Annotated in this window: 13 protein-coding genes; 6 read left to right on the plus strand and 7 right to left on the minus strand. The window is 70.9% G+C overall.

Going from position 1 to position 23,016, the window contains the following annotated elements; genetic code table 11:
* The first annotated feature begins 12 nt into the window (after positions 1–12).
* The 3 genes from ACAM57_RS28830 to ACAM57_RS28840 all read left to right on the plus strand — a co-directional run bounded on the left by ACAM57_RS28830 (position 13) and on the right by ACAM57_RS28840 (position 5,147).
* Positions 13–1,902 (plus strand): ATP-binding protein, encoded by a 1,890-nt coding sequence (locus ACAM57_RS28830; protein WP_369659813.1) that lies wholly within the window; start codon positions 13–15, stop codon positions 1,900–1,902.
* A 174-nt stretch (positions 1,903–2,076) separates the two neighbouring features.
* Positions 2,077–3,147: an ABC transporter substrate binding protein gene (locus ACAM57_RS28835; protein ID WP_369659814.1), complete on the plus strand. Its 1,071-nt coding sequence runs from the start codon at positions 2,077–2,079 to the stop codon at positions 3,145–3,147.
* Positions 3,144–5,147, plus strand: coding sequence for an ATP-binding protein (locus ACAM57_RS28840; protein WP_369659815.1), 2,004 nt, complete (start codon positions 3,144–3,146; stop codon positions 5,145–5,147). The genes ACAM57_RS28835 and ACAM57_RS28840 overlap by 4 nt, the downstream gene beginning before the upstream one ends.
* Before the next feature lie 13 nt (positions 5,148–5,160).
* On the opposite strand, the gene ACAM57_RS28845 is transcribed toward ACAM57_RS28840, so the two are convergent.
* Entirely contained in the window at positions 5,161–6,135 is a 975-nt protein-coding gene (locus tag ACAM57_RS28845; protein ID WP_184639951.1) for a GlxA family transcriptional regulator, read from the minus strand.
* Between the two features lie 100 nt (positions 6,136–6,235).
* Here ACAM57_RS28845 and ACAM57_RS28850 point away from each other — a divergent pair, with 100 nt between their 5' ends.
* A complete protein-coding gene (locus ACAM57_RS28850; RefSeq protein ID WP_184639952.1) occupies positions 6,236–6,874 on the plus strand; it encodes a cysteine hydrolase family protein in 639 nt (212 codons plus the stop codon).
* 15 nt (positions 6,875–6,889) lie between these two features.
* Here ACAM57_RS28850 and ACAM57_RS28855 read toward each other — a convergent pair whose 3' ends face one another.
* The 3 genes from ACAM57_RS28855 to ACAM57_RS28865 form a co-directional block, all read right to left on the minus strand.
* On the minus strand, positions 6,890–12,295 hold the full coding sequence (locus tag ACAM57_RS28855; RefSeq protein ID WP_369659816.1) for a filamentous hemagglutinin N-terminal domain-containing protein: 5,406 nt from the start codon (positions 12,293–12,295) through the stop codon (positions 6,890–6,892).
* A gap of 162 nt (positions 12,296–12,457) precedes the next feature.
* On the minus strand, positions 12,458–14,197 hold the full coding sequence (locus tag ACAM57_RS28860) for a ShlB/FhaC/HecB family hemolysin secretion/activation protein (RefSeq protein WP_369659817.1): 1,740 nt from the start codon (positions 14,195–14,197) through the stop codon (positions 12,458–12,460).
* Position 14,198: 1 nt separating this feature from the next.
* Positions 14,199–16,253 carry a CHAT domain-containing protein gene (locus ACAM57_RS28865; protein WP_369659818.1) on the minus strand — a complete coding sequence of 685 codons (2,055 nt, stop codon included), beginning with the start codon at positions 16,251–16,253 and terminating at the stop codon, positions 14,199–14,201.
* Between the two features lie 434 nt (positions 16,254–16,687).
* On the opposite strand from ACAM57_RS28865, the gene ACAM57_RS28870 reads away from it, so the two are divergent.
* On the plus strand, positions 16,688–16,915 hold the full coding sequence (locus ACAM57_RS28870) for a hypothetical protein (protein ID WP_184639960.1): 228 nt from the start codon (positions 16,688–16,690) through the stop codon (positions 16,913–16,915).
* Between the two features lie 13 nt (positions 16,916–16,928).
* On the opposite strand, the gene katE is transcribed toward ACAM57_RS28870, so the two are convergent.
* Entirely contained in the window at positions 16,929–19,154 is a 2,226-nt protein-coding gene (gene katE, locus ACAM57_RS28875; RefSeq protein ID WP_369659819.1) for a catalase HPII, read from the minus strand.
* Positions 19,155–19,188: 34 nt separating this feature from the next.
* Entirely contained in the window at positions 19,189–19,338 is a 150-nt protein-coding gene (locus ACAM57_RS28880; protein ID WP_019655668.1) for a hypothetical protein, read from the minus strand.
* 224 nt (positions 19,339–19,562) lie between these two features.
* Here ACAM57_RS28880 and ACAM57_RS28885 point away from each other — a divergent pair, with 224 nt between their 5' ends.
* On the plus strand, positions 19,563–20,381 hold the full coding sequence (locus tag ACAM57_RS28885) for a transglutaminase family protein (protein WP_369659820.1): 819 nt from the start codon (positions 19,563–19,565) through the stop codon (positions 20,379–20,381).
* A 36-nt stretch (positions 20,382–20,417) separates the two neighbouring features.
* Here the strand turns inward: ACAM57_RS28885 and ligD are convergent, their stop codons facing one another.
* The gene (ligD, locus tag ACAM57_RS28890) at positions 20,418–23,006 is read right to left on the minus strand and encodes a DNA ligase D (protein WP_369659821.1); all 2,589 of its coding nucleotides are present in this window, start codon (positions 23,004–23,006) and stop codon (positions 20,418–20,420) included.
* Between the last annotated feature and the right edge of the window lie 10 nt (positions 23,007–23,016).

Here is a 23,016-nt window from a genome sequence, read left to right on the forward strand (position 1 = left end):
TCCGATGCGCCCATGAACTGGAATTTCCGCGTCATCCGAGGCCTGGCCCGCCTGACCTTCGCCCAGCAGCTGATCCTGCTGGCGATGGTGCCGGCGGCCCTGGCCACGCTGGCGGCGATCGCCGTGCTGACGCGCCAGCACCTGGGCAACCTCACCGAGCTGATGCGGGCCAACGCGCAGACCGTGGCGCTGCAGGTGGCCACCGTGGCGCAGGCGCCGCTGGCGCGCATGGACCGCCGCGCGCTGGCGCGCACCGCCCAGTCGGGCACCTACCAGCCCAACGTGCAGCAGGTGCAGATCTGGACGGAGGACGGCGAGATCGTCGCCAACTCCGAGACCATCGACCGCGCCCGCGCCGAGGGCCTGCAGGTGGTGGTGCCCATCGTGAGCGACGACGGCCGCCACAACGGCAAGGTGATGGTCGAGATGAGCCTGGCGGCCGTGCAGAGCGCGCGGCGCTCGGTGTGGTTCAACGTGGGGCTGGTGCTGGCGATCAGCCTCTTCGGGGTGGGCCTGGCGGGCTGGTGGGCGGCGCGGCGCATCAGCGAGCCCATCCGCGCGCTGGGCAAGGCGGTCGACCGGCTGGGCGCGGGCGAGGACGCGAGCGTGGCCATCGAGGGCACGGCGGAGGTGCGGCACCTGCAGCAGGGCTTCAACGAGGCCGCGCGCGCGCTCGCCGAGAGCCACCGGCTGCTGCAAAGCCGCATCAACGAGGCCACGGCCGAGCTGGCGCGCAAGAACCAGCTGCTCGAAGTGGCCAGCCAGGCCAAGACCCGGCTGCTGGCAGCCGCCAGCCACGACCTGCGCCAGCCGCTGCATGCGCTCACGCTGTTCTCCGACGGGCTGGCCAACGGCGAGAGCGACCCGGTGAAGCTGCAGCGCATCGGCCACATCCGCGAGTGCGTGGATTCGCTGGACCGCCTCTTCTCCGAGCTGCTGAACCTGTCGCAGCTCGACGCAGGCGTGCTGCAGCCGCAGTGGATCGACTTTCCGCTCGACCGGCTGTTCGAGGAGATCAGCCGCAACTTCCGCCCGGTGGCCGAGCAGCAGGGCCTGCGGCTGGTGGTGCGCAAGACCGACGTGTGGGTGCGCTGCGACTACGTGATGCTCTCGCGCATCCTGAACAACCTGGTGTCGAACTCGCTGCGCCACACCATCGAGGGCGGCGTGCTCATCGGCGCCAGGCGGCGCGGCCGGGGCGTGCGCATCGACGTGGTCGACACCGGCGTGGGCATCGCCGCGCACCACCAGGCGCGGGTGTTCGAGGAGTTCTACCAGGTCGAGCCCGCGAGCCGGCAGGCATCGCGCGGCACGCGCGGCATGGGGCTGGGCCTGGCCACGGTGCAGCGGCTGGCCGAGCTGCTCAACACGCGCGTGGAGCTGAGTTCGAAGCTGCACAAGGGCACCTGCGTGCGGGTGCTGGTGCGCTCGGCGCCGGCCGCGCTGCCGGCGCTCGCGGCGTCGCCCGCCGTCGCCGCCATCGAGGAGGAGGAAAGCCTGGCCGGCGTGCGCATCATGGTGATCGACGACGAGCGCACCATCCTCGAGGGCCTGACGGTGGTGCTCTCCAACTGGGGCGCCGAGGTGCTGCCCGCGCAGACCCGCGCCGAGGCGCTGACCATGGCCGACGGCTGGGCGCAACCGCCCGACGTGGTCATCAGCGACCTGCTGCTGCAGGGCGGCGACAACGGCCTGGACGTGATCGCCGCGCTGGAGCGCCACCCGCGCGGCATCGGCGCCGGCACCGCGCGCCTGCTGGTGACCGGCGAGACCAAGCCCGACCGCCTGCGCGAGGTGGCGAGCGCCGGCATCACGGTGCTCTACAAGCCGGTGTCGCCGCGCGTGCTGCGCCAGGCGATACAGGCGCAGCGTGCGGCGGCGGCGCAGGCGGTGGGGGCATAGGGCCTGCGGTAAGTGCCTGGGTACTCCATCGGGCATAGGCCGTGCGGCCATCGCCGCGTGGAATTCGTCACGCGGGCAGGCCACCGTCGACGCTGACATAAGCCCTCCGCCTTATCGCGCGAAGAGGGGGTCGTCCTTACATTGGATCATCGCTCCTCGCTGCGGAAGCAGTCCATGTTTGTTGCCGTGATCTCCGTTCTCCCGCCCTCCTCGAGAAGGCTGTGGCGCGCCGCCCGCAGCGCGCTGGTGGCGGCGCTCGCGTGGGCTGCGGCTGGCGGCAGCGTCGCGGCTGCCAGCCTCACGGTACTGATGGGCGACGACATGGCTGCGTCTTCGGAGTTCGTGCAGCAGCTGCGCGCGGACCAGGAGCCGGGCGGCAGGTTCGAGCTGGTGCGCGTCTCGCCCGGCGCACCCGGCGCGGCGCAACCCGAGGCGGCCGCGGCTCCCGACACCGAACGCGCCGCCAACGCGGGTGTGCGCACGCGCGGCCTGCGCCCCAGCGCCGCCGACACGCCGCTCACCATGGCCGTGGGCCCCGCCGCCGCGCGCGCCGCGGTCGAGCGCCCGGGCCAGGAGCCGCTGGTGCTGGCGATGCTCAGCCGCCTCGAATACGAAACCCTGAAGGCCTCCAGCCCGGCGCTGCGGCGCGGCGACCGCCGCGTGGGCGTGCTGCTGCGCGACCCGGCCATGGCCGACCAGCTCGCGCTGGTCAACGCGGTGCTGCCGCAGAAGCACCGCGTTGGCGTGGTCGCCACGCCCGAGTCGGAGCCGCTGGTGCGCGAGCTTCAGCGCGCAGCGCAGGGCGCGAACCCGGCGTGGGACCTGCGCGTGGAATACGCGCCCGACGCGCGGTCGATCGCCTCGGCCCTGCGCCAGGTGGTGCCGCAGAGCGACGCGCTGATGGTGCTGCCCGACCTGATCGGCGACAACCAGGCCGCCACGCTCTCGGTGCTGCGCGCCGCCGCGACCGCCGGCCTGCCGGTGTTCGGCGCCAGCGAGGGGCTGGTGCGCTCGGGCGGCCTGGCGGCGGCGGTCTCCACGCCCTCGCAGCTCGCCCAGCAGGCGCGGCAGCTCGGCCAGAAGGTCGCGAGCGCCGGCACGGGCAGCGGCAACAGCAACAACGCACCGCTGGTGGAAGCTGCGACGCCCGCCACCGTGCGCGTCAACGCGACCGTGGCACGCGGACTCGGCCTGCGCCTGCCGGAGGAACGGGAACTGACCGACCGGCTCGCGGCCCCGCGATGAGCAGCGTTCCGCCCTCCCACGACCCGGCTGGGCCCTCGGGGACGGAGGGCGCGGGTGCGCCATCGCAGTCCCCGCCATCGCCATCCCCGCCGCCCGCATCCTTCCAGTCGCCCCACACGCTGGTCGTGCGCGGCAACCTGCAGCGCGACCTGTTTCGCCTTGGCGTGGTGCCGTGCGCGGCGGTGGCGCTGGCGCTCACCGGCTGGTTCACGCACAACCGGCTGCAGACCCTCGAAGCCGCCTTCGACGCCGAGGGCCAGGCCGTGGCGCGGCAGGTCGCGGCCATGTCCGACCTGAGCCTCTACGCGGGCGACGTGCCGGCGCTGCAGAACGTGGCCAATGCCGCGCTGCGCGGCGGGCAGGTCACTCGTGTGGAAATCAGCAACAGCGCGGGCATCTACGTGACGGCCGGGCCGAAGACTGCGTCGCTCGCGCAGTTGCGCATGTTCACCTCGCCGGTCACGCTGCGCGAGGCCTCGCGCGCCAGCGCCTTCGCACCGGCCGGCTCCACCGCGGCGGGCGACACGCCCATCGGCCTGGTGCAGACCTTCCGCGACACCACCGCCTACACGCGCGAGCGCAGCCGCTCGCTCATCGCCGGCATCGGCATCGCGCTGGTGGCGCTGATGGCGGCATGGGCCTCGGTACGCCACATGGCGCGCACGGTGGCGCGGCCGCTGCGGCGCGTGTCGCGCACGGTCGCGGCGCTGGAGGCCGGACATTTCGAGGTGCGCTGCGACGTCGTGGAAGGCGGCACGCGCGGCACGCACGAGCTCGCGGTGCTCGCGCACGACATCGACCGGCTGGCCGAGCGCCTGCAGCGCAACCGCCAGATCAGCGAAGAGCGCGTGCGCGAGGCCACCGCCGTCGCGCTGCAGCGCATGGCCGAGGCGGAGCAGGCAGCTCTTTCGCGCGCGCGCTTCCTCGCGGCCGCGAGCCACGACCTGCGCCAGCCGCTGCATGCCATGGGCCTCTTCATCGACGGACTGCTGCCCGGCGCCACGCCCGCGCAGCGCCCGGCCGTGCTGCGGCTGCAGGAAAGCACCGAGTTCATGGGCGTGCTGCTCGACGACCTGCTCGAAATCTCGCGGCTCGACGCGCAGGTGCTCACGCCGGCGATCGCGAAGGTGCCGCTCGCGGAACTCTTCGACCAGCTCGACGCGCAACACGCCGCGGCCGCCGTCGAGGCCCGCGTGCGGCTGCGCTGGAGCGACCGGGGCCTGGCGGTGCGCACCGACGCGGCGATGCTGCGGCGCATCGTCGGCAATCTCGTCACCAACGCGCTGCGCCACGCGCCCGAGGGCGGCACGGTGCTGGTGGCGGCGCGGCGCAGCGCGGGCGGCGTGCGCATCGAGGTACGCGACAACGGCGTGGGCATCGCGCCCATCCACCAGGGCCGCATCTTCGAGGAGTTCTACCAGGTGGCCAACACCGAGCGCGACCGGCGCCGCGGCTTCGGGCTGGGGCTGGCGATCTGCGCGCGCATCGCCGCGCTGCTGGGCACGCGCATCACGGTGCGCTCGGCGCTGCAGGCGGGCAGCACATTCGCCTTCACGCTGCCGGCCGCGCGGCTGGCCGACGTGGCGCCACCGCAGCCGGCGCCGATGGCGCCCGCGCCGCTGGTGGGCCTGCGCTGCCTGGTAGTGGACGACGACCCCGCCATCCTCGACGGCAGCCGCGCGCTGCTGGAGCAATGGGGCTGCCAGGTGGAGTGCGTGAGCACCGGCGCCGAGGCCATCGCGCGGCTGGGCACCGGCGACATCCACTACGACGCGGTGCTGTGCGACCTGCAGCTCGCGGGCGACGGCGACGGCGTGGACGTGATCGACGCCGCCAGGCGGCTGCAGCCCGAGGCGCTGGCGGTGCTGGTCTCGGGCGCCACCGGGCCCGAGGTGCTGCAGCGGCTGCGCCACGGCGGCGTGATGCTGCTGACCAAGCCGGTCGCGCCGGCCAAGCTGCGCGCGCTGCTCACCACGCGGCGACAGGTGCCGGCGCACTGAGCGCAGGCGCCGGTCAGTCGATACCGGCCCGCGAGAACTGCTGCCGGTACGCCGTCGGCGACACCTTGAAGGCCGAGAGGAAATGCTTGCGCAGCGACACCGCCGAGCCGAAGCCGGCGCCGGTGGCCACGCGCTCCACCGGATGGTCGGTGGTTTCGAGCAGGCGCTGCGCGAGCGCCAGGCGCTGGTTCTGCATCCACTGGCCGACGGTGGTGCCGGTGGATTCGCGGAAGCGCCGCGTGAAGTTGCGCCGGCTCATGAGCGCGCGCCGCGCGAGGTCGTCGAGCTCGTGCGGCCTGTCGAGGTGCCGGCCCAGCCATTCGAGCAGCGGCGCGAGCCGGTCGCGCTCGGCGGTGGCGGGCACCGGCTGCTCGATGTACTGCGCCTGCCCGCCCTGCCGGTGCGGCGCCACCACCATGCGCCGCGCGGCGCGGTTGGCGGTCTCGGCGCCGTAGCGCACGCGCAGCAGGTGCAGGCAGCAGTCGATGCCGGCCGCGGTGCCGGCGGAGGTGAGCACGTTGCCGTCTTCCACGTAGAGCACCTCGGGCTGCAACTTCACCTTCGGGTACTGCCTGGCGAAGGCGGGTGCCAGCTTCCAGTGCGTGGTGGCCGGGCGGCCGTCGAGCAGGCCGGCCTCGGCCAGCACGAAGGCGCCCAGGCACAGGCCCACTACGGTGGCGCCGCGCCGGTGCGCGGCCTGCAGCGCGCGGACGAGCTCTGGCGGCGCCGCGCTGCAGTCGTCGCGCCATGAGGGCACCACCACGATGCGCGCGCGGCGTATCGCCTCCAGCCCGTGCGGCACCACCAGCGAGAAGCCCGCGTTGGTGCGCAGCTCGCCGGGCTCGGGCGCGCACACCTGCACGCGGAAGCGCGGCGCGCCGGCCTCGGTGCGGTCCTCGCCGAAGACCATGCAGGGCACGGACAGGTGGAAGGGACTGATGCCGTCGAAGGCGACGACCGCGACGGTTTCGGTGGCAGCGGTGCTCATGGCCCGATCTTATCGATGAATGGCTTTCGGGCCACTTTCGAGGAATGGGGCCCACGGGAAGAATCCAGTCATCCGAACCACACAAGAGAAGGAGCCCATCATGAGCAGCAACACAACCAGGCCGCGCCGCGCCCTCGTCGTGATCGACGTGCAGAACGAATATTTCGAGGGCGGCGGCCTGCCGATCGAGTACCCGCCCATCCTGGACACGCTGCCGAACGTGACGAAGGCCATGGACGCCGCGCGCGCCGCCGGCACGCCGGTGGTAGTGGTGCGCCACCATGCGCCCAAGGGCGCGCCGGTGTTCCAGGCCGACGCGCACAACGGCCAGCTGCACCCCGAGATCGCGAAGCGGCCGCACGACCACCTGGTCACCAAGAGCTTTCCGAGCGTGTTCACCGGCACCGACTTCGCCGACTGGCTCGCGCGCAACGAGATCGACACGCTGAGCGTGGCCGGCTACATGACGCAGAACTGCGACGCCTCCACCGTGTACGAGGCCATGCACCGCGGCCTGGCCGTGGAGTTCCTGTCCGACGCCAGCGGCGCGCTGCCCTACGAGAACGCGGCGGGCAAGGTGACGGCCGAGGAGATCCACCGCGTCTTCAGCGTGGTGTTCCACAGCAACTTCGCGGCCGTGACTTCCACCGATGCATGGATCACGGCAATGCGCGAAGGCCAGGTCATCCCGAAGGACAACGTCGTGATGTCCAACCGCCGCGCACGCGGCGTCGCCTGAGGCCGGCGCGCTGCGTCAGAAATCGGCGCAGCCGTTGCGCTTCTCGGTATCGACGCAGCTCGACAGGTTGGGCCGCGAGCGCACGCGCGACCATTCGCGCGCCAGCACGTCGCCGCCCTGCGTCGCGCGGTCGCCGTCGAGCGGGCCGGTGGCGAAGCAGATCGGCGGCGGGCCGATGTTGCGGTCGTACACCCAGGTCGCGGGCAGGTCGCGCAGCGCGTCGGGGCGCGGCAGGTCGGGCATCTGGTTGACGAACAGGTTGCCCGGCACCACGTTGACCCTGTAGCCCTCGGCCGAGGTGAAGGCGCCGTTGATCGGATACACGCCCGGCGGGCTCGCCTGCAGCGCGGGCGAGAACATGAAGCCCGAGAAGCCTGCGCCCGTGTCGCCCAGGATCAACCCCGTGACGAGGTAGCTGAAGAGCGGGTTCGGATAGCCGAAGGGCCTGCTCGCATTGCCGATGAGCACCGTGGCCACCGGCTGCTGCGCGTAGATGAAGTGGTTGGCGCCCGCCGGGATGCTCACCGCGCACAGGCCCGAGTAGGAGCAGTGGTACAGGTTGGGGTACAGCCCCGAGCCCGCGAGGCCTCCGCGCGTTTCTCCCACCCAGGTGTCGGCCCACACGCGCCACGGCGCGCCGGCGATGGTGTAGCCGCCGGTGTTCTGGAAGCGCGATCCCGCCACCAGGTCGACCCCGCCGGTGCTGCTCACGTTGGTGCCCAGCAGCAGGTCGCCGCTGAGCGTGCGCACCGCCACGGTTTCGGCGGCCATCGAGGTGGCCGACACGATCTGCGGCAGGTTGCCCGCCGCGTCGTAGCCGGTGACGCTCACCGAGCCGAGCTTGACGGTGTCGACGTCCACGTAGCGGAAGGCGCCGGCCGCGCTGCCGCCGAGCGTGTCGGCGCTGACGTTGTTCGCGGCCTGGTCCAGCAGCACGCTGCCGCCGGTGGAACGCGCCAGCAGCGTGCCGGCGGTGATCGGTGCTGCAGCCGTCTGGGTGATGTTCCCGCCCGAGATCAGCCCCACGGTCGCGGCCGTGAGCGCGCCGCCGAGCTGGATGCCGCCGCCACCGCCGGTGTTCTGCAACGTCAGCGCGCCGGGCACGGTGAGCGGGCCCACCACGTTGATGCTGCCCGCATGCGCATTGCTGCCGGCCACGATGGCGGGCGCGTCCAGCCGCGTGAACTCGTCGGCCGACACCGCGAAGCCGTTGGCCGCGGTGCCGCCCAGCGTGATGGGGTTGGCTGTACGGTCGACCGCGTTGCCTGCGGCGTCGACGCCGCCGGGGCGCAGGTTCAGCACGCTGCCGGCGCGGACCGTGCCGGTCAGCACCACCGCGTCCGTGCTGCCGTCGTTGCTCGCGCGCAGCACCACGTTGCGGTTGCCGTCGATGCGGCCTCCGGTGCCGAGCGTGATGCCCGTGCCGTTGGCCTGCGACTCGCCCGCCACGTCGATGTCGCCGGCACCCAGCGTGGTGACCAACGCGTTGTTGGCGATCAGCACGCCGCCCGACTTGTCGCTGGAAACGCCCGGCGTCACCAGGCCCTTGATGCCGATGTTGCCGTCAACGCTGCGCACCGTGACGTTGCTCAGGTCGACCGCCTGCACGGCCAGCGGCCCGGTGCTCGGGTCCGTCACGCCGCTGCCGATGCCCACGATGGAGATGTCGCCGCTGGTGGTGAGGATCTGGCCCGGCCCGGTGCTCGCGCCGATGCGCACCCCGGTGCCTCCGGGCGCCGTGCCCGAGATGGTCACGTCGCCAGTACTGCTCTGGATGGTGGCGCCGCTCAGCTGCACCGTGGCGGTGAAGCCCGAGAAAGTGGGCGTGCCGCGCTTGCCCGTGATCTGCACCGCGCCGCCGGGGCCAGCGTCGCCCAGCGCGGTGGTGCGCGTATCGATCGTGGTGTTGGTGATGCCGATCGCCTGGTTGCCCGTGGGGCTGGTATCGGCCGTCATCACGACGTCGCCGCCGTTGGTGGCGATCTTCGCGCCGCTCAGGAAGATCGCTCCGTTCTGCCCGCCCACGCCTGCGTTGAGCACCACGTTGAGCGCGCCCGAGTTGGACTGGATCGAGTTGTTGTTGAAGGCGCTGATGTTGTGCGCCGCGTCGAGCTCGAAGGTGAGCGGCGCCGAGCCCTTGCTGCGCACGATGGCCGCATCGGTGGCGAAGGTGATGTTGCCGTCGGTCGCGAGGCCGCCGGTGCCCGTCGTGATCGTGACGCTGGTGCCGCCGTCCAGCGCGTTGTTGATGTCGCCGTCCTGGATGGTCGAGTTGGCGAGCGGGTCGAAGGGGTTGCCCGTGAGGCTGCCCGATGCGGTGCCGTGCGCGATGTTGACGTTGTACGGGTCGATGGTCCAGGTACCCGCCGTACCCACCGGCGCCGACGCATCCACGCGCAGCCCCGTCAGGTCGAAGTGCGGTGCCGAGGTCTCGATGCTGCCGCCGTTTCCTGCGCTCGCGCCGCCGCGCGCCGAGATGCTGCCGTAGCCGCGCAGCGTGTCGCCGGCGATCACGTTGATCGTGCCGCCATTGCCGGAGGCCGATTTCGCGTCGGCGCGCAGGCTGGCCTGGTCGCTGATGGCGATGCTGTTGGTGGCTCGCACGTCGATGGTGCCGGACTGGCCCGCGCCGCCGGCGTCGATGGTGGTCACGTCGTCGAACGCATCGATCACGAGCACGTTGCGCCCGGCGAGACTGACGGTGCCGCCCGCGCCGGTGCTGCTCGACACGTCGAGCACCGGCACGAAGACGGTGCCCGAAGGCACGTCGCGAACATTGACGCGCCCCACCAGCACGTCGCCGCCGCGACCGTCGATGGCGATGCGCCCGCCCTCGGCGCGCACGGTGCCGCCGGCCTCCATCGCGAGCGCCACCGCCGATGCGTCGCCGCCGATGGTCGCGACTGCGCCATCCACCGTGAAGCTCTTGCCCCCGGCCGTGCCGGAGATCGTTATGTCGCGCCCCGCGCCGGCCGTGATGCTGCCGCCGAAGATGGTCACGCCGTTGCCCGCGGCGTAGGACACGCCGCCACCGCCGTTGGCGGCCGATGCCGAGGTCAGGAAGGCGCTGTTCGCGGTCAGGCCCTGCATGTCGCCGCCGGTGCCGTCGATGGCCACGCGCCCGCCGGAGTCGATGGTCGCGCCGCGCATCGAGATGCCGCCGATGTTGCTCGTCGTCACGTCGGGGAAGGAGCTGTCGACGAAGTCCACCGCGCCGCCGTACACGGCGACCGGATCGGTGGCGGTCCAGCTGCGCGAGCTGCCGGTGATGCTCACGTCGCCGGTGCCGGTGCGCAGCACCGTGCCGTTGCCTTCGGTGTTGTCGAGCAGCACGCCGCCCGCGCCGATACCGCCCACGCCGGTGATGGCGATGTTGCCGCCGCCGGTGGTCAGGCTGGTGCCCGAGACCTGCACGCCGTCCGAACTCACGTAGTAGTTCGGGTCGCCGGCCGAACTGCTGGTGCCCTGCCCGCGCAGCACGATCGAGCCGCTGCCGCCGCAGTTGCCGGAGGCCATCGCGCAGGTGTTCAGCGAGCTGTCGAACAGCGAGACGCCCGCGCGTCCGACATTCGGTCCGCCGTCCGTGGGCGCGATGCCGCCGACCGCGTAGCCGTTGGCCGCGTCGCCCTGGCCGTAGAAGCGGATGTTGCCGCCGTTGGTGGCGATGCTCGCGTTGTTGAGTTCGATCACGCCGCCGTCGGAGCCGCCGGTCGCGTTGGCGTTGAAGTCGACGTGCAGCGCACCGCTTTCCGAGCGGATCGACGAGCCGCTGAACATCTGGATGTCGCGCAGCGAATCGACCGTGAGCCGCGCGTCGCGCCCCTCGGTCTTGACGATGCCTGCGCCGTCCTGGAACACCACGTCGTTCGACTCGCCGTCGTTGGAGCCGGTGCGCAGTGTCACGTCGGTCGAGCGGCCCAGCGCGTTGCCGATGGCAACGGAACTCACGCGCGTGTCGGCGGTGTTCAGTCCGTAGTCCGCGGGTTCGTAGGCCGGCACGGTGTTGTCGACGTTGAGCGTGCCCTTCGACTCGACCACCCACTTGCCGTTGGCGCCGCTCGCGCCGCCGGCCGCATCGATCTGCGCGAGCTCCGTCACCTCCACCTGCCGCGCGGTGGTGGTGATGGTGCCGCCCGCGCCGCTGCCGGCGCCGCGCGCCTGGATCTGGCCGGAAACGTGAACGTAGCCGGCGCTCAGGTCCACCGTGCCGCCCTGCCCGCTCGCGCCGGTGGCGTTGCTGCGCAGCACCGAGTCGGCAGACATGCTCACCGCGGCGTTTCCCGTCACCTGGATGCTGCCGCCGTTGCTGCCGCTGGCGTCCGCCGCCAGGCCCGACAGCCGCACGTAGTCCGCGCTCGCGGTGATCGATCCGCCTGCCACGCCGGCCTCGGTGCCGCTCGCGTCGATGGTTCCGCCCAGCAGCATCTCGTTGCTGCGCGCGCCCGACTGGCCGCCGTCGAGCACGATCTCGCCGTTGCGGGAACTCAGCGAGCGGGCACGGATCACGCCGGTCTGGCTCACCACCAGCTGGCGCGCATCCACGTCGGCCGCGGCGGCCATCAGCACCACGCGGCCGCCGTCGGCCGCGACGTTGCCGGTGTTCATCAGTTGCGCGGTGGTGGTCTTGTCGGTGGCCTGCAGGTCGGCCAGCTTGAAGGTGGTCTGCCCGTCCAGCGGCACCTTGAAGGTGGTGAGGCCGTCGCCGTCGAAGTCCAGGTTCATGGTGAGCTTGCTGGCCGATACCAGGCCCACCGAACCGCGCGCGACGTTGATCTCGCCGTCGTTGCGCACCGAACCGCCCACCAGCGCCACGGTGCCGCCCGGGCCCGCGGTGATCGACGCGCCCTGCTCCAGCCGCACCTGCGCCAGGCTGTTGGCCGGGCCGGCGAAGACCAGCTGCTCGCTCTTGTCGAAGGCCTTGTTCTCCGAACCGGCGGGCATGAAGTTGTCGTTGGCGATGTCCAGCGTGGAAGCCACCAGCCCACCCACGTTGACCGACGCGCCCTTGCCGAACACGATGCCGCTCGGGTTGATGAGGAATACGCTGCCGCCCGGCAGGTTCGGGTTGCCGATCAGCGAGGTCCGCAGCGTTCCGTCGATGCGCGAGGCCTGGATGCTCATGCCGTCGCCCACCACGCGGTTGAGCAGCACCGCGCGCGTGCTCGGCTGCGCGATGTTGACCGTGCCGCCCGCGCCGATGGAGAAGGTCTGCCAGCTCGCGATGCCGCGCAGCGACGGCTGGTTGATGTTCATCACGCTGCCGTTCTGCGTCATGGTGACGCCGCCGGCAATGGAGTTGAAGCCGGTAGGCAGCACCTGCGCCATGGCCGGCGCGGCGCCCGCGCAGATCAGCGACAGCGCGATGGGCCGCAGTTGCAGGCGCCGGAATTGCGCGCGCGAGGATGGGTTGCGTTGCTTCATTTCAGTGTTCCACCACGCTTTCGCGTGACCCGCAATGCTTGAAACCGGCCCGGACGATTCGCGGGACACCGCGGAACCGGCTCCGCCGGGCCGCCGGTGTCGCCCCCGGCGAGGGGGTTGGCGAAGCGACACGAAGTGCGCGAGGCCTGGGGGAGTGCCATTTCAGAACGCCTTGATGAGCTGCACGAAAAGGCGCGGGTTGCGCCCGCCACCGTCGGTCTGCGCCGGCGGCGTACCGGCGCGCCAGGCCAGCGTGGCATTGATCGAGAAATTGCCCGGGCGCGACCAGCTCAGGCCCACCCCGTAGCCGCGCAGGCTGTGGCTGTTGACGCCGTCGTAGGGCGTCGGGTTGCGCACGATCTTTCCGTGCGCGGCGTCGTAGAACAGGAAGGGCGTGAGCTCCTCGTTGAGCGACCAGCGCCATTCGACGGTGCCGATCACGCCCTGGTCCACCAGCAGTTCGCCGGAAGGGTAGGCACGCACAGCGCGCGCGCCGCCGAGCGCGAGCTTCTCGGACGCGTCGAGGTTCTTGCTGGCCCACTGGCCTCCGACCGACAGGTACAGCGAATGGCGCGGCACGATCGACTGCAGGCGCGAGAACTGGAAGCTCAGCTTGGTGAAGCCGCCTTCGGTGCGGTGGCCGGTGATGCCGCGGTCGAAGTCGCGGCTCTCCGGGTCGCGAATGGAGAGGTTGCCGTGGTACAGGGTGCCGGAGCTGGCCCAGTAGCCGCCGCCGAGGAGCTCGTCGCGGCGTTCCCAGGTCCAGCCCAGGCTCAGGCCGTTGACGCGCTTCTTGGAGTTGAAGTCGGCCGCGCGCAGCTCGTCGGTGAGGTCCTTCACGTCCACACCCAGGCGCAGGAACAGGTTCTGCTGGCGCTGGCGGATCAGCGGATAGCTCAGCGAGAAGTCGAGCACGTTGGCGCGCCCGCGCGCGTCGAGGTCGGCGAACTGCCCGCCCAGCTCGTAGCTCACGCGCGAAAGGCCCACGCCCGCGCGCAGCCCGCTGGTGCCGATGGGCGCCTCGTAGGCGATGCGGCCGAACTGCAGCGCGTTGCTGTTGGAGACCATCAGCCGCATGTCGAGGTTGTCGCCGATGCCGAAGGGGCTGAGCCAGCGCGCCGTGCCGCCCACGCGATAGCGGCCCGACTCCCTGGTGCCGTGGTTGTCGCCCTCGGCCGTGAAGGCCCATCGCGGCGCGGCGGCCACCTCGACCGAGAGGTCGGTGGTGCCGGGCTGCGTGCCCTCCTGCAGGCCCGAGGACACCTTGATGCCCGGCTGGTCCGACAGCAGCAGCATCGCGCGTTCATAGTCCGGCGCGCTCACCGCCGCGCCGGGCTGCAGCGGCGCAAGGAAGCCGCGCACGCGCGACTCGGCAATGGGCGCATCGGGAGCGACGGTCACGTCGACCTTGCCCAGGCGGCCCTCGATCACGCTGATCTCGACGATCCCGTCGCGCACGGTCTGCACCGGCACCACGGCCTGCGCGAGGAAGTAGCCGCGCTCCTTGTAGCGCGCGGTGATCGCCTTGGCGAGCTCCTCCAGGTCGGAGAGCGTGACGTCGCGGCCGATGTAGGGGCCGGTGATGGCCTGCAGCTCCTCGTTGCTCAGCGCCTTCACGCCGTTGAGGCGCAGGTCGTTGAGCTTGAAGGTCGCGCCGGCGGCGCCGCCCGTGTTGCGCGGCGGCGCGGGCAGGCTCTGCGGGGCGACGGCCCCCGTGGGCGCCTGCGCGATGGGGCGGTCACAGCTTCCGCAAGGGTCCTTGGTCGGCAGCAGCTGGGTGTCGTTGCCGTCCGCTTCGGCGGCATGGGTGCGCTGGGCCGCGACGAGCAGCGTCGCGCTGACCAGGGCCGTGACCGCGAAGGCGATCGGCGTGATCGGCGTGGGGCGTTGGCAGGATTTCATTTCAGCCTCCCACCGTCAAACGCCAGTTGCCGATCAGGTTGAACGGCGCCCAGAAGAAGGGATGGGACATCTTGGGATCCTTCAGCACCGCGAGCTGCCCCGCCTGCATGGCCTTCTGGATGTCGCGGCCCTTGGAGAGCTCGCCGTAGAGCGTGCTCATGAGCACGGCGGTGGCGTCGTCCGACACCGGCCACAGCGATGCGATCAGGCTGGAACTGCCGGCCGAGAGGAACGAGCGCGTGAAGCCCAGCACCTCGTCGCCCTGCGCGATGCGCCCGAGGCCCGACTCGCAGGCCGAGAGCGTGACCAGCGCGGTGCCGTCCATCGGCAGCCCGAGGATCTCGTGCGCCTCCAGGAAGTTCTGCTTGCCGCCCTCGTTGGCCAGCAGGATGCGCGAATACAGCGGATCGACCGCGTCGGCCTCGGCGTGGGCCGCCACGTGCATCAGCGGCGAGCGCGCGGCCACGTCGCGGAACTGGGTCTTGGTGGCGGCCGCGCCCATGTACACCGTGTTGCGCGGGAAGAGCCGCGCGAGCTGCTTCACCTCGGTCTCGGCGCCGGGCAGGTCGTACTTGTCCTCGATGCGAGGATTGCCGAAGGCGGTGAGCGATGCGTTCACGCGCGGCGTGCGCTGCGCCAGCTGCACCGCGATGCTCATCGACGGCGCCACGGCCACCGGATGCGTCTCGATGATGTAGCGCCCGTCAAGCCGCAGCGCCTGGAACGGCAGGTAGTGCAGCGGCCCGTGCGGCACCACCACCAGCCGCTGCCCCGGCGCGAGGCCCAGCGGCCCGAGCAGCGCGGCGCCCAGCTTGTCGGCGTTGGTGATGGCGGCGCGGCGGCCGCGCACGATGGAATTGCGGAAGGTCTCGACCAGTTCGTTGAGCTCGTCGCGCTTCACCGCCACCGTCTTCTCCGCGATGCTGTCGGGGCTCACCACCCACACCACGAGGCGGTCGGGCAGCGAGTGGAACTGCACCACGCGCTCGTCGGCCGCCAGCGTGCGCTGCAGCGTGGCGAGGTCGACGGTGTTGGCGGCCTGCTCGTTGATCTTCGCGCGCCCGCGCACCGCGTCGAGCAGCGCGCGCGAGCGGCTGTGCTCGCTCACCTCGAAGGCCTGGCGCGCATCGCCCGCGTCGCTGTAGATGGACACGCCGCGCTCGAACACCGTCTGCAGGTCCGAGAACAGGCCCATCTTGAATTCCTCGCTGCGAAAGCGCGCGCGGACCTTGTCCACGTCGCCCAGCGCGCGGCCCACGGCCTCTGCGGCCGCCTGCTTCTGGCCCAGCGCGAGTTCGCTGCGCGCCACGCCGTCCCAGGCCCATAGGCGGTAATACTCGGTGTCGGCACCCACCTGCCGCGCGGTGAGAGCGCGATACGCATCGCGCGCCTCGGCCGGCTTGTTCTCGGCCAGCAGCAGCCGGGCGCGGGTGCGGTCGAGCTGCGCGGTCAGCGGTGCATCCTTGGGCGGCGCCATGCTGCCGAGCACCTCGCGCGCCCGGGCGGGGTCGCCCGATTCGATGAGCGCATTGACCAGCGATGCCTGCACCAGCGGCGCATAGCGCTGCGAGCTGTTGGCCAGCGCCTCGTCATAGCTGAGCACGGCACCCGAATAGTCGCCGCGGCGCGAGCGCACATCGCCGATCACCTTCTGCACCGGACCGACCACCAGCTTGGGATCGCGCGCCTGATGCTTGAGAGCCTCGCGTGCGAACTCCTCGGCCTTCTCGAGTTGGCCCGAGTAGCTGTAGACGATGGCCAGGTCGCGGTTGGCCATGGCCATCAGGTTCGGATCGTTGGTGGCGTTGGCCAGGTGCAGCGCCTTGCTCGCGGCGCGCACGCTCTGGCGGAACTCGCCCGCCTCGGCCAGCGCGACCGCCTGGCTGCAGTACTGATAGCCGGAGAGCTTGACCGAGTCCTGCCCGTAGAGCACCGCGCCTTCGCTGGTCAGCGCCAGCAGGGTGTCGGTGTCCGCAAGGCGGGCCTGCTCCGCCTTGCTGGCGGCGGCTTCGGCGCTCGTCGCCTGCTGCGCCGGTGCCGGAAGGCTCCAGCCCATCAGAAGAACGCCAGCCAGACCGAGCGCACCTGCCATGCCAGCACGATGACGTGCAGGGCGCTCCCTTCCCCATCTCGAAAACCACGCCATTGGACCCCCGCGTCTGGCCCTGTGGGCCCGCCGCGGCGGACCATCGACGTCGCGGGAGTGCGCGCCGTTCAGGCCTCGGGGAGAAAGTCTAGGAGCGGCCCCCAGGCGCGCCTATTCGCAATACGGTCTAGGGCTAAAGAACTAACAGGCAGCCGAAGGGCCTGCCCTGCGCATTCGGTCACGGCGCGCCGCAAAGGGTGCGGGGGGCATCGCGGCGAATACACATCGGCTTACATAATGCGCGCCTCAGAGCCCGCGCATGAACGCAGCGGGCCGCATCAGGGAGGTTCCATGTCACATCACAGCCGGGCCGGTCGGGCGCTTGCGCGCGCCCGCGCATACGCATGAAGCGGCGCAACGAGGCCACACCCCCGCCCACCGATGCACGCAAGCTTCGCCGCAGGTCGAGCCTGTGCATGGCGGGGTGCGGCCAGGCCGTCGAATGCGGACCGCTCGGCTGGTGGCCGTGCTGCTCGAAGTCCTGCCTGAAGATCTGGAAGAACCGGCCGCCGGCGATGCCTGCCGAGCGCATCGAATGGCCGCCGCGGCAGCAGGCCGCGGGCGGCGGCTAGCCGAGATCGCCGGTCAGGCGGGCACGGCGTCGATGTTCGCGCGGTCCCAGTGCCGGTGCTTCGCGATGGCGGCGGCGAAGCGCTGCGCGATGCCCGAGGCGGCCGTGCTGTCGCCCAGGTTGGTGACCGGCGTTTCGGCCACCACCACGCCGGCGGGCGCGTCATCGGGCGAGGTCTGCTCGTCGATGCCCAGCGTGGCCAGCAGCCGTGCGCCCTCGCCCACCGTGCAGATCGCCTTGCAGTGCTTGTAGGCCTCAAGCACGAAGTGCACCGCGTCGCCCATGCCCGCGAGCGCCGCGGCGCCCTCGGCACCGGCGGGCACCAGCACCGCGTCGAACATCACCGAGGGCGTATTGACGAAGGTCGCGTCCACCTCGATCTGCCGCCTGGATGCGCTGGCGACGGTGCCCAGGCGCGGCCCCACCACCTTGCACTGCGCGCCGGCCTGCTCGAGCGCGTCGCGGATCGGCTTGAGCGAGGCCGAGTCGACGCCGTCGGCAACCAGGATCGCGATCTTGCGCGTGCGGATGGAGCCGTCGCCGGTGTCGGCCATGCTCAGCGCGGGCGACTCGTCGATGGGCAGCGACATGCGGTGGTCGCGGAAGCCCGCCCGCCCCGCGGCCGCCCTGGCATCGGGCTCGCCGATGCCCAGAGGCTCGGCGACGCGGCGCGCGAGCTTCTCGTCCACGTGCGCGAGGTTGTCGACCATGCGCTGGCGGATGGCGGGCACATCCAGCTTCGACAACTCGAAGCGGAAGGCCGCGATGATGTGCTCCTTCTCGGCCGCGCTCTGGCTCTCGAAGAACAGGCGCGCCTGCGTGAAGTGGTCGTCGAAGGAGGCGCTGCGCCGCCGCACCTTGGGCGGGTCGATCTCCTCGGGAAAGGACTGGAAGCCGTGGCTGCCGCCGTCCACCCGGAACTCGGTGCCGCTGCCCAGAGTGTTCGGCTCGTAGGCCACCTGGCCGCGCGCGATGGTCTGGCGGTGCATGCCGTCGCGCTGGAAGTTGTGGAAGGGGCACACCCCCTTGTTGATGGGCAGCTCGTGGAAGTTGGCGCCGCCCAGTCGCGAGATCTGCGTGTCGGTGTACGAGAACAGGCGCCCCTGCAGCAGCGGGTCGTTGGTGAAGTCGATGCCCGGCACGAGGTGGCCGGGATGGAAGGCCACCTGTTCGGTCTCGGCGAAGAAGTTGTCGGGGTTGCGGTTGAGCACCAGCCGGCCGATCTTCTGCACCGGCACCATCTCTTCGGGAATCAGCTTGGTGGGGTCGAGCAGGTCGAAGCCCAGCGAGTGTTCCTTGTCCTGCGGTATGAGCTGGACGCCGAGCTCCCACTCGGGGAAGTCGCCGTTCTCGATGGCTTCCCACAGGTCGCGGCGATGGAAGTCGGGGTCCTTGCCGGCGATCTTCTGCGCCTCGTCCCAAGCCAGCCCGTGCACGCCGAGCTTGGGCTTCCAGTGGAACTTCACGAAGTGGCTCTCGCCGCGGCTGTTGATGAAGCGGAAGGTGTGCACGCCGAAGCCTTCCATCATGCGAAGGCTGCGCGGGATGGCACGGTCGCTCATGGCCCACATCAGCATGTGGGTGCTCTCGGGCATCAGCGAGACGAAGTCCCAGAAGGTGTCGTGCGCGCTCGCGGCCTGCGGCATCTCGTGGTGCGGCTCGGGCTTGACGGCGTGGATGAGGTCGGGGAACTTGATCGCGTCTTGGATGAAGAACACCGGGATGTTGTTGCCCACCAGGTCGTAGTTGCCCTCGCGGGTATAGAACTTGACGGCGAAGCCGCGCACGTCGCGCACGGTGTCGGCCGAGCCGCGCGAGCCGGCCACGGTGGAGAAGCGCACGAACACTGGCGTCTTCGCATCCGGGTCCTGCAGGAAGTCGGCGCAGGTGAACTGCGACATCGACTTGTAGACCTGGAAGAAGCCGTGCGCCGCGGAGCCGCGCGCATGCACGGCGCGTTCGGGAATGCGCTCGTGGTCGAAGTGCGTGATCTTCTCGCGCAGGATGAAGTCTTCCAGCAGCGTGGGACCGCGCACGCCCGCCCTCAGCGAGTTGTGGTTGTCCGGGAGCTGCAGCCCCTGGTTGGTGGTGAGGGTCGTGGGGTGCTCGACGGTGAAGCCTTCGAGCTGCTGCTGCTTGGGGTTGGCGGCATCGGCGGCGCCCGCCTTCACGGCGCTGGCGCGGCGGCCCGCGGCGGCCTTGTTCTGAGGTGACATCGTGGACTTGCTCGGATCTTTCATCGCTGATGGTTCATGCAAAGGAAGGCGGGTTTCATCAGCCCGCTTCGCCGTTGTCCAGGAACATGTCGAGCACGTTGACCAGGGCGATCAGGCAGATGCAGCCTGCGACCGCGGCCACGCCCCATACGAGGATCTCGTCGCCCCAGGTGCTGGTGAACGAGTCGAAAAGTGTCGAAAACTCCATGGTTCCCCTCCGTATTTCGCCCCTCTGTTGGCGAACTCACTTGCAAGAATCCGAAGGTTATGTTTCAGGCGGTGCGCGCCCCGTAGTGGCGCCCCTTTCCCCGCTGTGGGAGAAAACGCGTGGGCGCGGTAGGAGCCCGCCGACAGCGCATCGCGCCCGCCTACGAAGCTTCGCGGGTCCCGCTCGTGGGAGCCGCGCGTGCGGCTGCCTACCATGGCCTGACCATGTTGATCAGAATCGGCTTCGACATCGAACTGGAGGTGACGGCCCCCACGGCGCTGATCCACATGCTGCAGGTGCACCCCTCGCGCGAAGGCGATCTGCAGGGCGGCGAGAACCTCGTGCTCAGCCCCTCGCTGTCCACCGACAACTACCTCGACGGCTTCGGCAACCGCTGCGCCCGCGTGCACGTTCCGCAGGGCGTGACCAGCGTGCGGCTGCGCAACCATGCACTCATCTACGACACCGGCCAGCCCGACCCGGTGGACTTCGACGCGCTCCAGCACATGGCGGCCGACCTGCCGGTGGAAACGCTTCCCTTCGTGCTGCCCAGCCGCTACTGCGAGGTCGACAGCGACCTGCTGGCGTTCGCGTGGGCCAGTTTCGCGCACACGGCGCCGGGCTGGCCGCGCGTGCAGGCGATCTGCGACTTCGTGCACCGGCACCTGCGCTTCGACTACGGAAACGCCCGGCCCACGCGCACCGCGCTCGAAGGCTTGCGCGAAGGCACGGGCGTGTGCCGCGACTTCGCGCACTTGGCGATCACGCTGTGCCGCGCGATGAACATTCCGGCGCGCTACGTGACGGGCTACCTCGGCGACATCGGCGTTCCGCCCGCGCCCTACCCGATGGACTTCAGCGCATGGTTTGAGGTCTACCTGGGCGACCGCTGGTACACCTTCGACGCGCGGCACAACACGCCGCGCATCGGCCGCGTGGTGATTGCGCGCGGACGCGACGCGGCGGACGTGCCGATCACCATGGTGTTCGGCGCGAACACGCTGAAGCGCTTCGAGGTGACGACGGAGGAAGTGCTGCGGTAGGCGTTGCGCTCCCCGGAAGGGGGAGGGAGAAATACCTTACTTGCCGCCGTAGCCGAGCAGCTTCATCGCGGCAGCGAGGCTCTTGCGGCTGCGCTCCATGCCGGCCCATGGCTTGTTGCCGGTTTCGAAGCGCTCGGCGGCGTTGGCGACGGTCCACTGCGCGGGGCCGGTGAGCGAGGGCAGTTCGTCCCACGCGAGCGGCACCGATATGCCGAGCCCCGGGCGCGAGCGCGCCGACCATGCGCTCACTGTCGTCGCGCCGAAGCCGTTGCGCAGGTAGTCGACGAAGACCTTGCCCACGCGGTTGCGCGGCCCGCTCTTGGCGACGAAGCGCGCCGGAATGGTCTGCGCGAGATGCGCCACGACGGCCTGCGAGAAGCCCTTGACGGTATCCCAGTCGTACTGCCGGCGCACCGGCACCACCACGTGCAGCCCCTTGCCGCCGCTGGTCTTCAGGAAGGACGGCAGGCCCAGTTCGTCGAGCAGCGTGCGCACCAGCATCGCGGCCTCCTGCACCTGCGGCCATTCCACGCCCTCGCCGGGGTCGAGGTCGAAGGTCATGCGGTCGGGCCTGCCGATGTCGTCGGAGGTGGCGTTCCAGGTGTGCAGCTCGATGACGTTCATCTGCGAAGCACCGAGCAGGCCTTCCTTGGTGTCGATCTGCAGCAGCGGCTCGTGGCCCGGGTCCAGCGCGGGGTCGAGCTGGTTCACGCCGGGAATCTCGCGGGCCTGCAGATGCTTCTGGAAGAACAGCTCGCCGCCCACACCGTCGGGCGCGCGCACCAGCGACACCGGCCGGCCGCGCAGGTGCGGCAGCATGAGCTTGGCCACGCTGTCGTAATAGGCGGCGAGCTCGCCCTTGGTGATGCCGCTGTGCTTGTCGATCACGCGGTCGGCGTGGGTGATCTTCAGGGACATGGACTTGCTCTTTCCTTCACTGCGGCTCTTCGCGGGCTGCGACCTGGCAGCCTCGGCCTCGATCACGCGCACCCGCTGCGGCCGCTCGCGCCGTATCTCGCGCGCGGGCTTGTCGCTGCGCAGGCCCTGGAACACGGCCTGGCGCACGCGGTGTTCGCGCGTCCATTCGCCGAACGATATCTCGGCCACCAGCGAAGGCCTGACCCATTGCGCCTTCACGCCGCGCGGCACGGGTTCGAAGGGGCAGTCGTCGGTGGCCAGTTTGTCCAGCTTCGCCTTGATGTCGGCGAGGCGGTTCGCGTCGAAGCCGGTGCCCACGTTGCCGCAGTAGCGCAGCCGGCCGCCCGCCTCGTCGTACACGCCCAGCAGCAGCGAGCCGAAGCCGGCGCGCGTGCCCTTGGGCGCGGTGTAGCCGCCGATCACGAATTCCTGGCGCTGCTGGTTCTTGAGCTTGATCCAGTCCGGCGAGCGTCGCGACACGTATGGCGAGCCCTTGCGCTTGGCGACGATGCCCTCGAAGCCGATGCGCGCGGACGACGCGAGCAGGTCGCGGGGCGAGGCGTCGAAGGCATCGCTCAGGCGCAGTGGCGCGGGCGGCTTTGCGCCGAGCAGCGCGGCCAGCCTCGCGCGGCGCTCCTCGACCGGCAGGTCGCGCAGGTCCTCGCCGTCGATGAAGGGCGCGTCGAAGAGCCAGTAGACGATGGACGAGGTGGCGCCGCGGTCGAAGGCGTTCTGCAGCGCCTGGAAGTCGGGCGCGCCATTGGGACCGTCGACGGTGATCTCGCCGTCGAGCCAGGCCGAACTGGTGGGCAGCCTGGAAAGCGCCTCGACGAGCGCAGGCAGCTTCGCGCTCCAGTCGTGGCCGTTGCGGGTGAAGCAGCGCACCTTCCCCTTGCCCTCGATGCGCGCCAGCAGGCGGTAGCCGTCGAACTTGAGTTCGTAGAGCCATTCGCCGGGCGACGAAGGCGGGGAGGACGCGAGGGTGGCGAGCTGGGGTTCGAGGGTGGCGGGCAGCGCCGCCTTCTTCCTTTTGGGCTCCGCGTTCTTCGCCGGCGCGCTGCTTCCTGTCTTCGCCTTGGCTTTCTTCCTCGGCGCCTGCCCCACTTCGTCCACGCCGAGGCCGGTGATCACGCTCGCGGGCTCTGCCTCCACCACGTCGTAGTCGTCGAGCGCGCGCGCCTCGCCGTCGCGCTCCTTGATGAGCAGCCAGGGCTCGTGCGATTCGTCGCCCTTGCCATGCATGCGCACCAGCGTCCAGTGGCCATGCAGCTTCTCGCCGCGCAGCTCGAACTTGAGCTTGCCGGCCGCCAGCGCCTTGCGCGCGTCGCCGTCGGGCAGCCAGTCGCCGCGGTCCCAGACGATGACGGTGCCCGCGCCGTACTGCTTGGGCGGAATGGTGCCCTCGAAGTCGGCATACGAGATGGGATGGTCCTCGACATGCACCGCCATGCGCTTCACGCCGGGATCGAGACACGGCCCCTTGGGCACCGCCCAGCTCTTGAGCGTGCCGTCGAGTTCCAGCCTGAAGTCGTAGTGCAGGTGGCTCGCGTGGTGCTTCTGGATGACGAAGCCCAGCGCGCCCTTGCCGCGCCGGCCACCGGACCTGGGCTCCGGCGTGCGGGAGAAATCGCGCTTGCCGTGGTAGCGCGCGAGCGCCTTGCGAGCGGTGGACGAAGACGAAGACGAGGAGGATGGGGTGCGTGCCATGGCGTGCGGT

It is taken from the genome of Variovorax sp. V15, assembly GCF_041154425.1.
GTDB lineage: Bacteria > Pseudomonadota > Gammaproteobacteria > Burkholderiales > Burkholderiaceae_C > Variovorax > Variovorax guangxiensis.

Excerpts from the sequence above, each read along its gene's own strand:
- ACAM57_RS28830 (WP_369659813.1), top strand. The coding sequence starts at position 13 with ATGAACTGGAATTTCCGCGTCATCCGAGGCCTGGCCCGCCTGACCTTC.
- ACAM57_RS28835 (WP_369659814.1), top strand. The coding sequence starts at position 2,077 with ATGTTTGTTGCCGTGATCTCCGTTCTCCCGCCCTCCTCGAGAAGGCTG.
- ACAM57_RS28840 (WP_369659815.1), top strand. The coding sequence starts at position 3,144 with ATGAGCAGCGTTCCGCCCTCCCACGACCCGGCTGGGCCCTCGGGGACG.
- ACAM57_RS28845 (WP_184639951.1), bottom strand. The coding sequence starts at position 6,135 with ATGAGCACCGCTGCCACCGAAACCGTCGCGGTCGTCGCCTTCGACGGC.
- ACAM57_RS28850 (WP_184639952.1), top strand. The coding sequence starts at position 6,236 with ATGAGCAGCAACACAACCAGGCCGCGCCGCGCCCTCGTCGTGATCGAC.
- ACAM57_RS28855 (WP_369659816.1), bottom strand. The coding sequence starts at position 12,295 with ATGAAGCAACGCAACCCATCCTCGCGCGCGCAATTCCGGCGCCTGCAA.
- ACAM57_RS28860 (WP_369659817.1), bottom strand. The coding sequence starts at position 14,197 with ATGAAATCCTGCCAACGCCCCACGCCGATCACGCCGATCGCCTTCGCG.
- ACAM57_RS28865 (WP_369659818.1), bottom strand. The coding sequence starts at position 16,253 with ATGGGCTGGAGCCTTCCGGCACCGGCGCAGCAGGCGACGAGCGCCGAA.
- ACAM57_RS28870 (WP_184639960.1), top strand. The coding sequence starts at position 16,688 with ATGAAGCGGCGCAACGAGGCCACACCCCCGCCCACCGATGCACGCAAG.
- katE (WP_369659819.1), bottom strand. The coding sequence starts at position 19,154 with ATGAAAGATCCGAGCAAGTCCACGATGTCACCTCAGAACAAGGCCGCC.
- ACAM57_RS28880 (WP_019655668.1), bottom strand. The coding sequence starts at position 19,338 with ATGGAGTTTTCGACACTTTTCGACTCGTTCACCAGCACCTGGGGCGAC.
- ACAM57_RS28885 (WP_369659820.1), top strand. The coding sequence starts at position 19,563 with ATGTTGATCAGAATCGGCTTCGACATCGAACTGGAGGTGACGGCCCCC.
- ligD (WP_369659821.1), bottom strand. The coding sequence starts at position 23,006 with ATGGCACGCACCCCATCCTCCTCGTCTTCGTCTTCGTCCACCGCTCGC.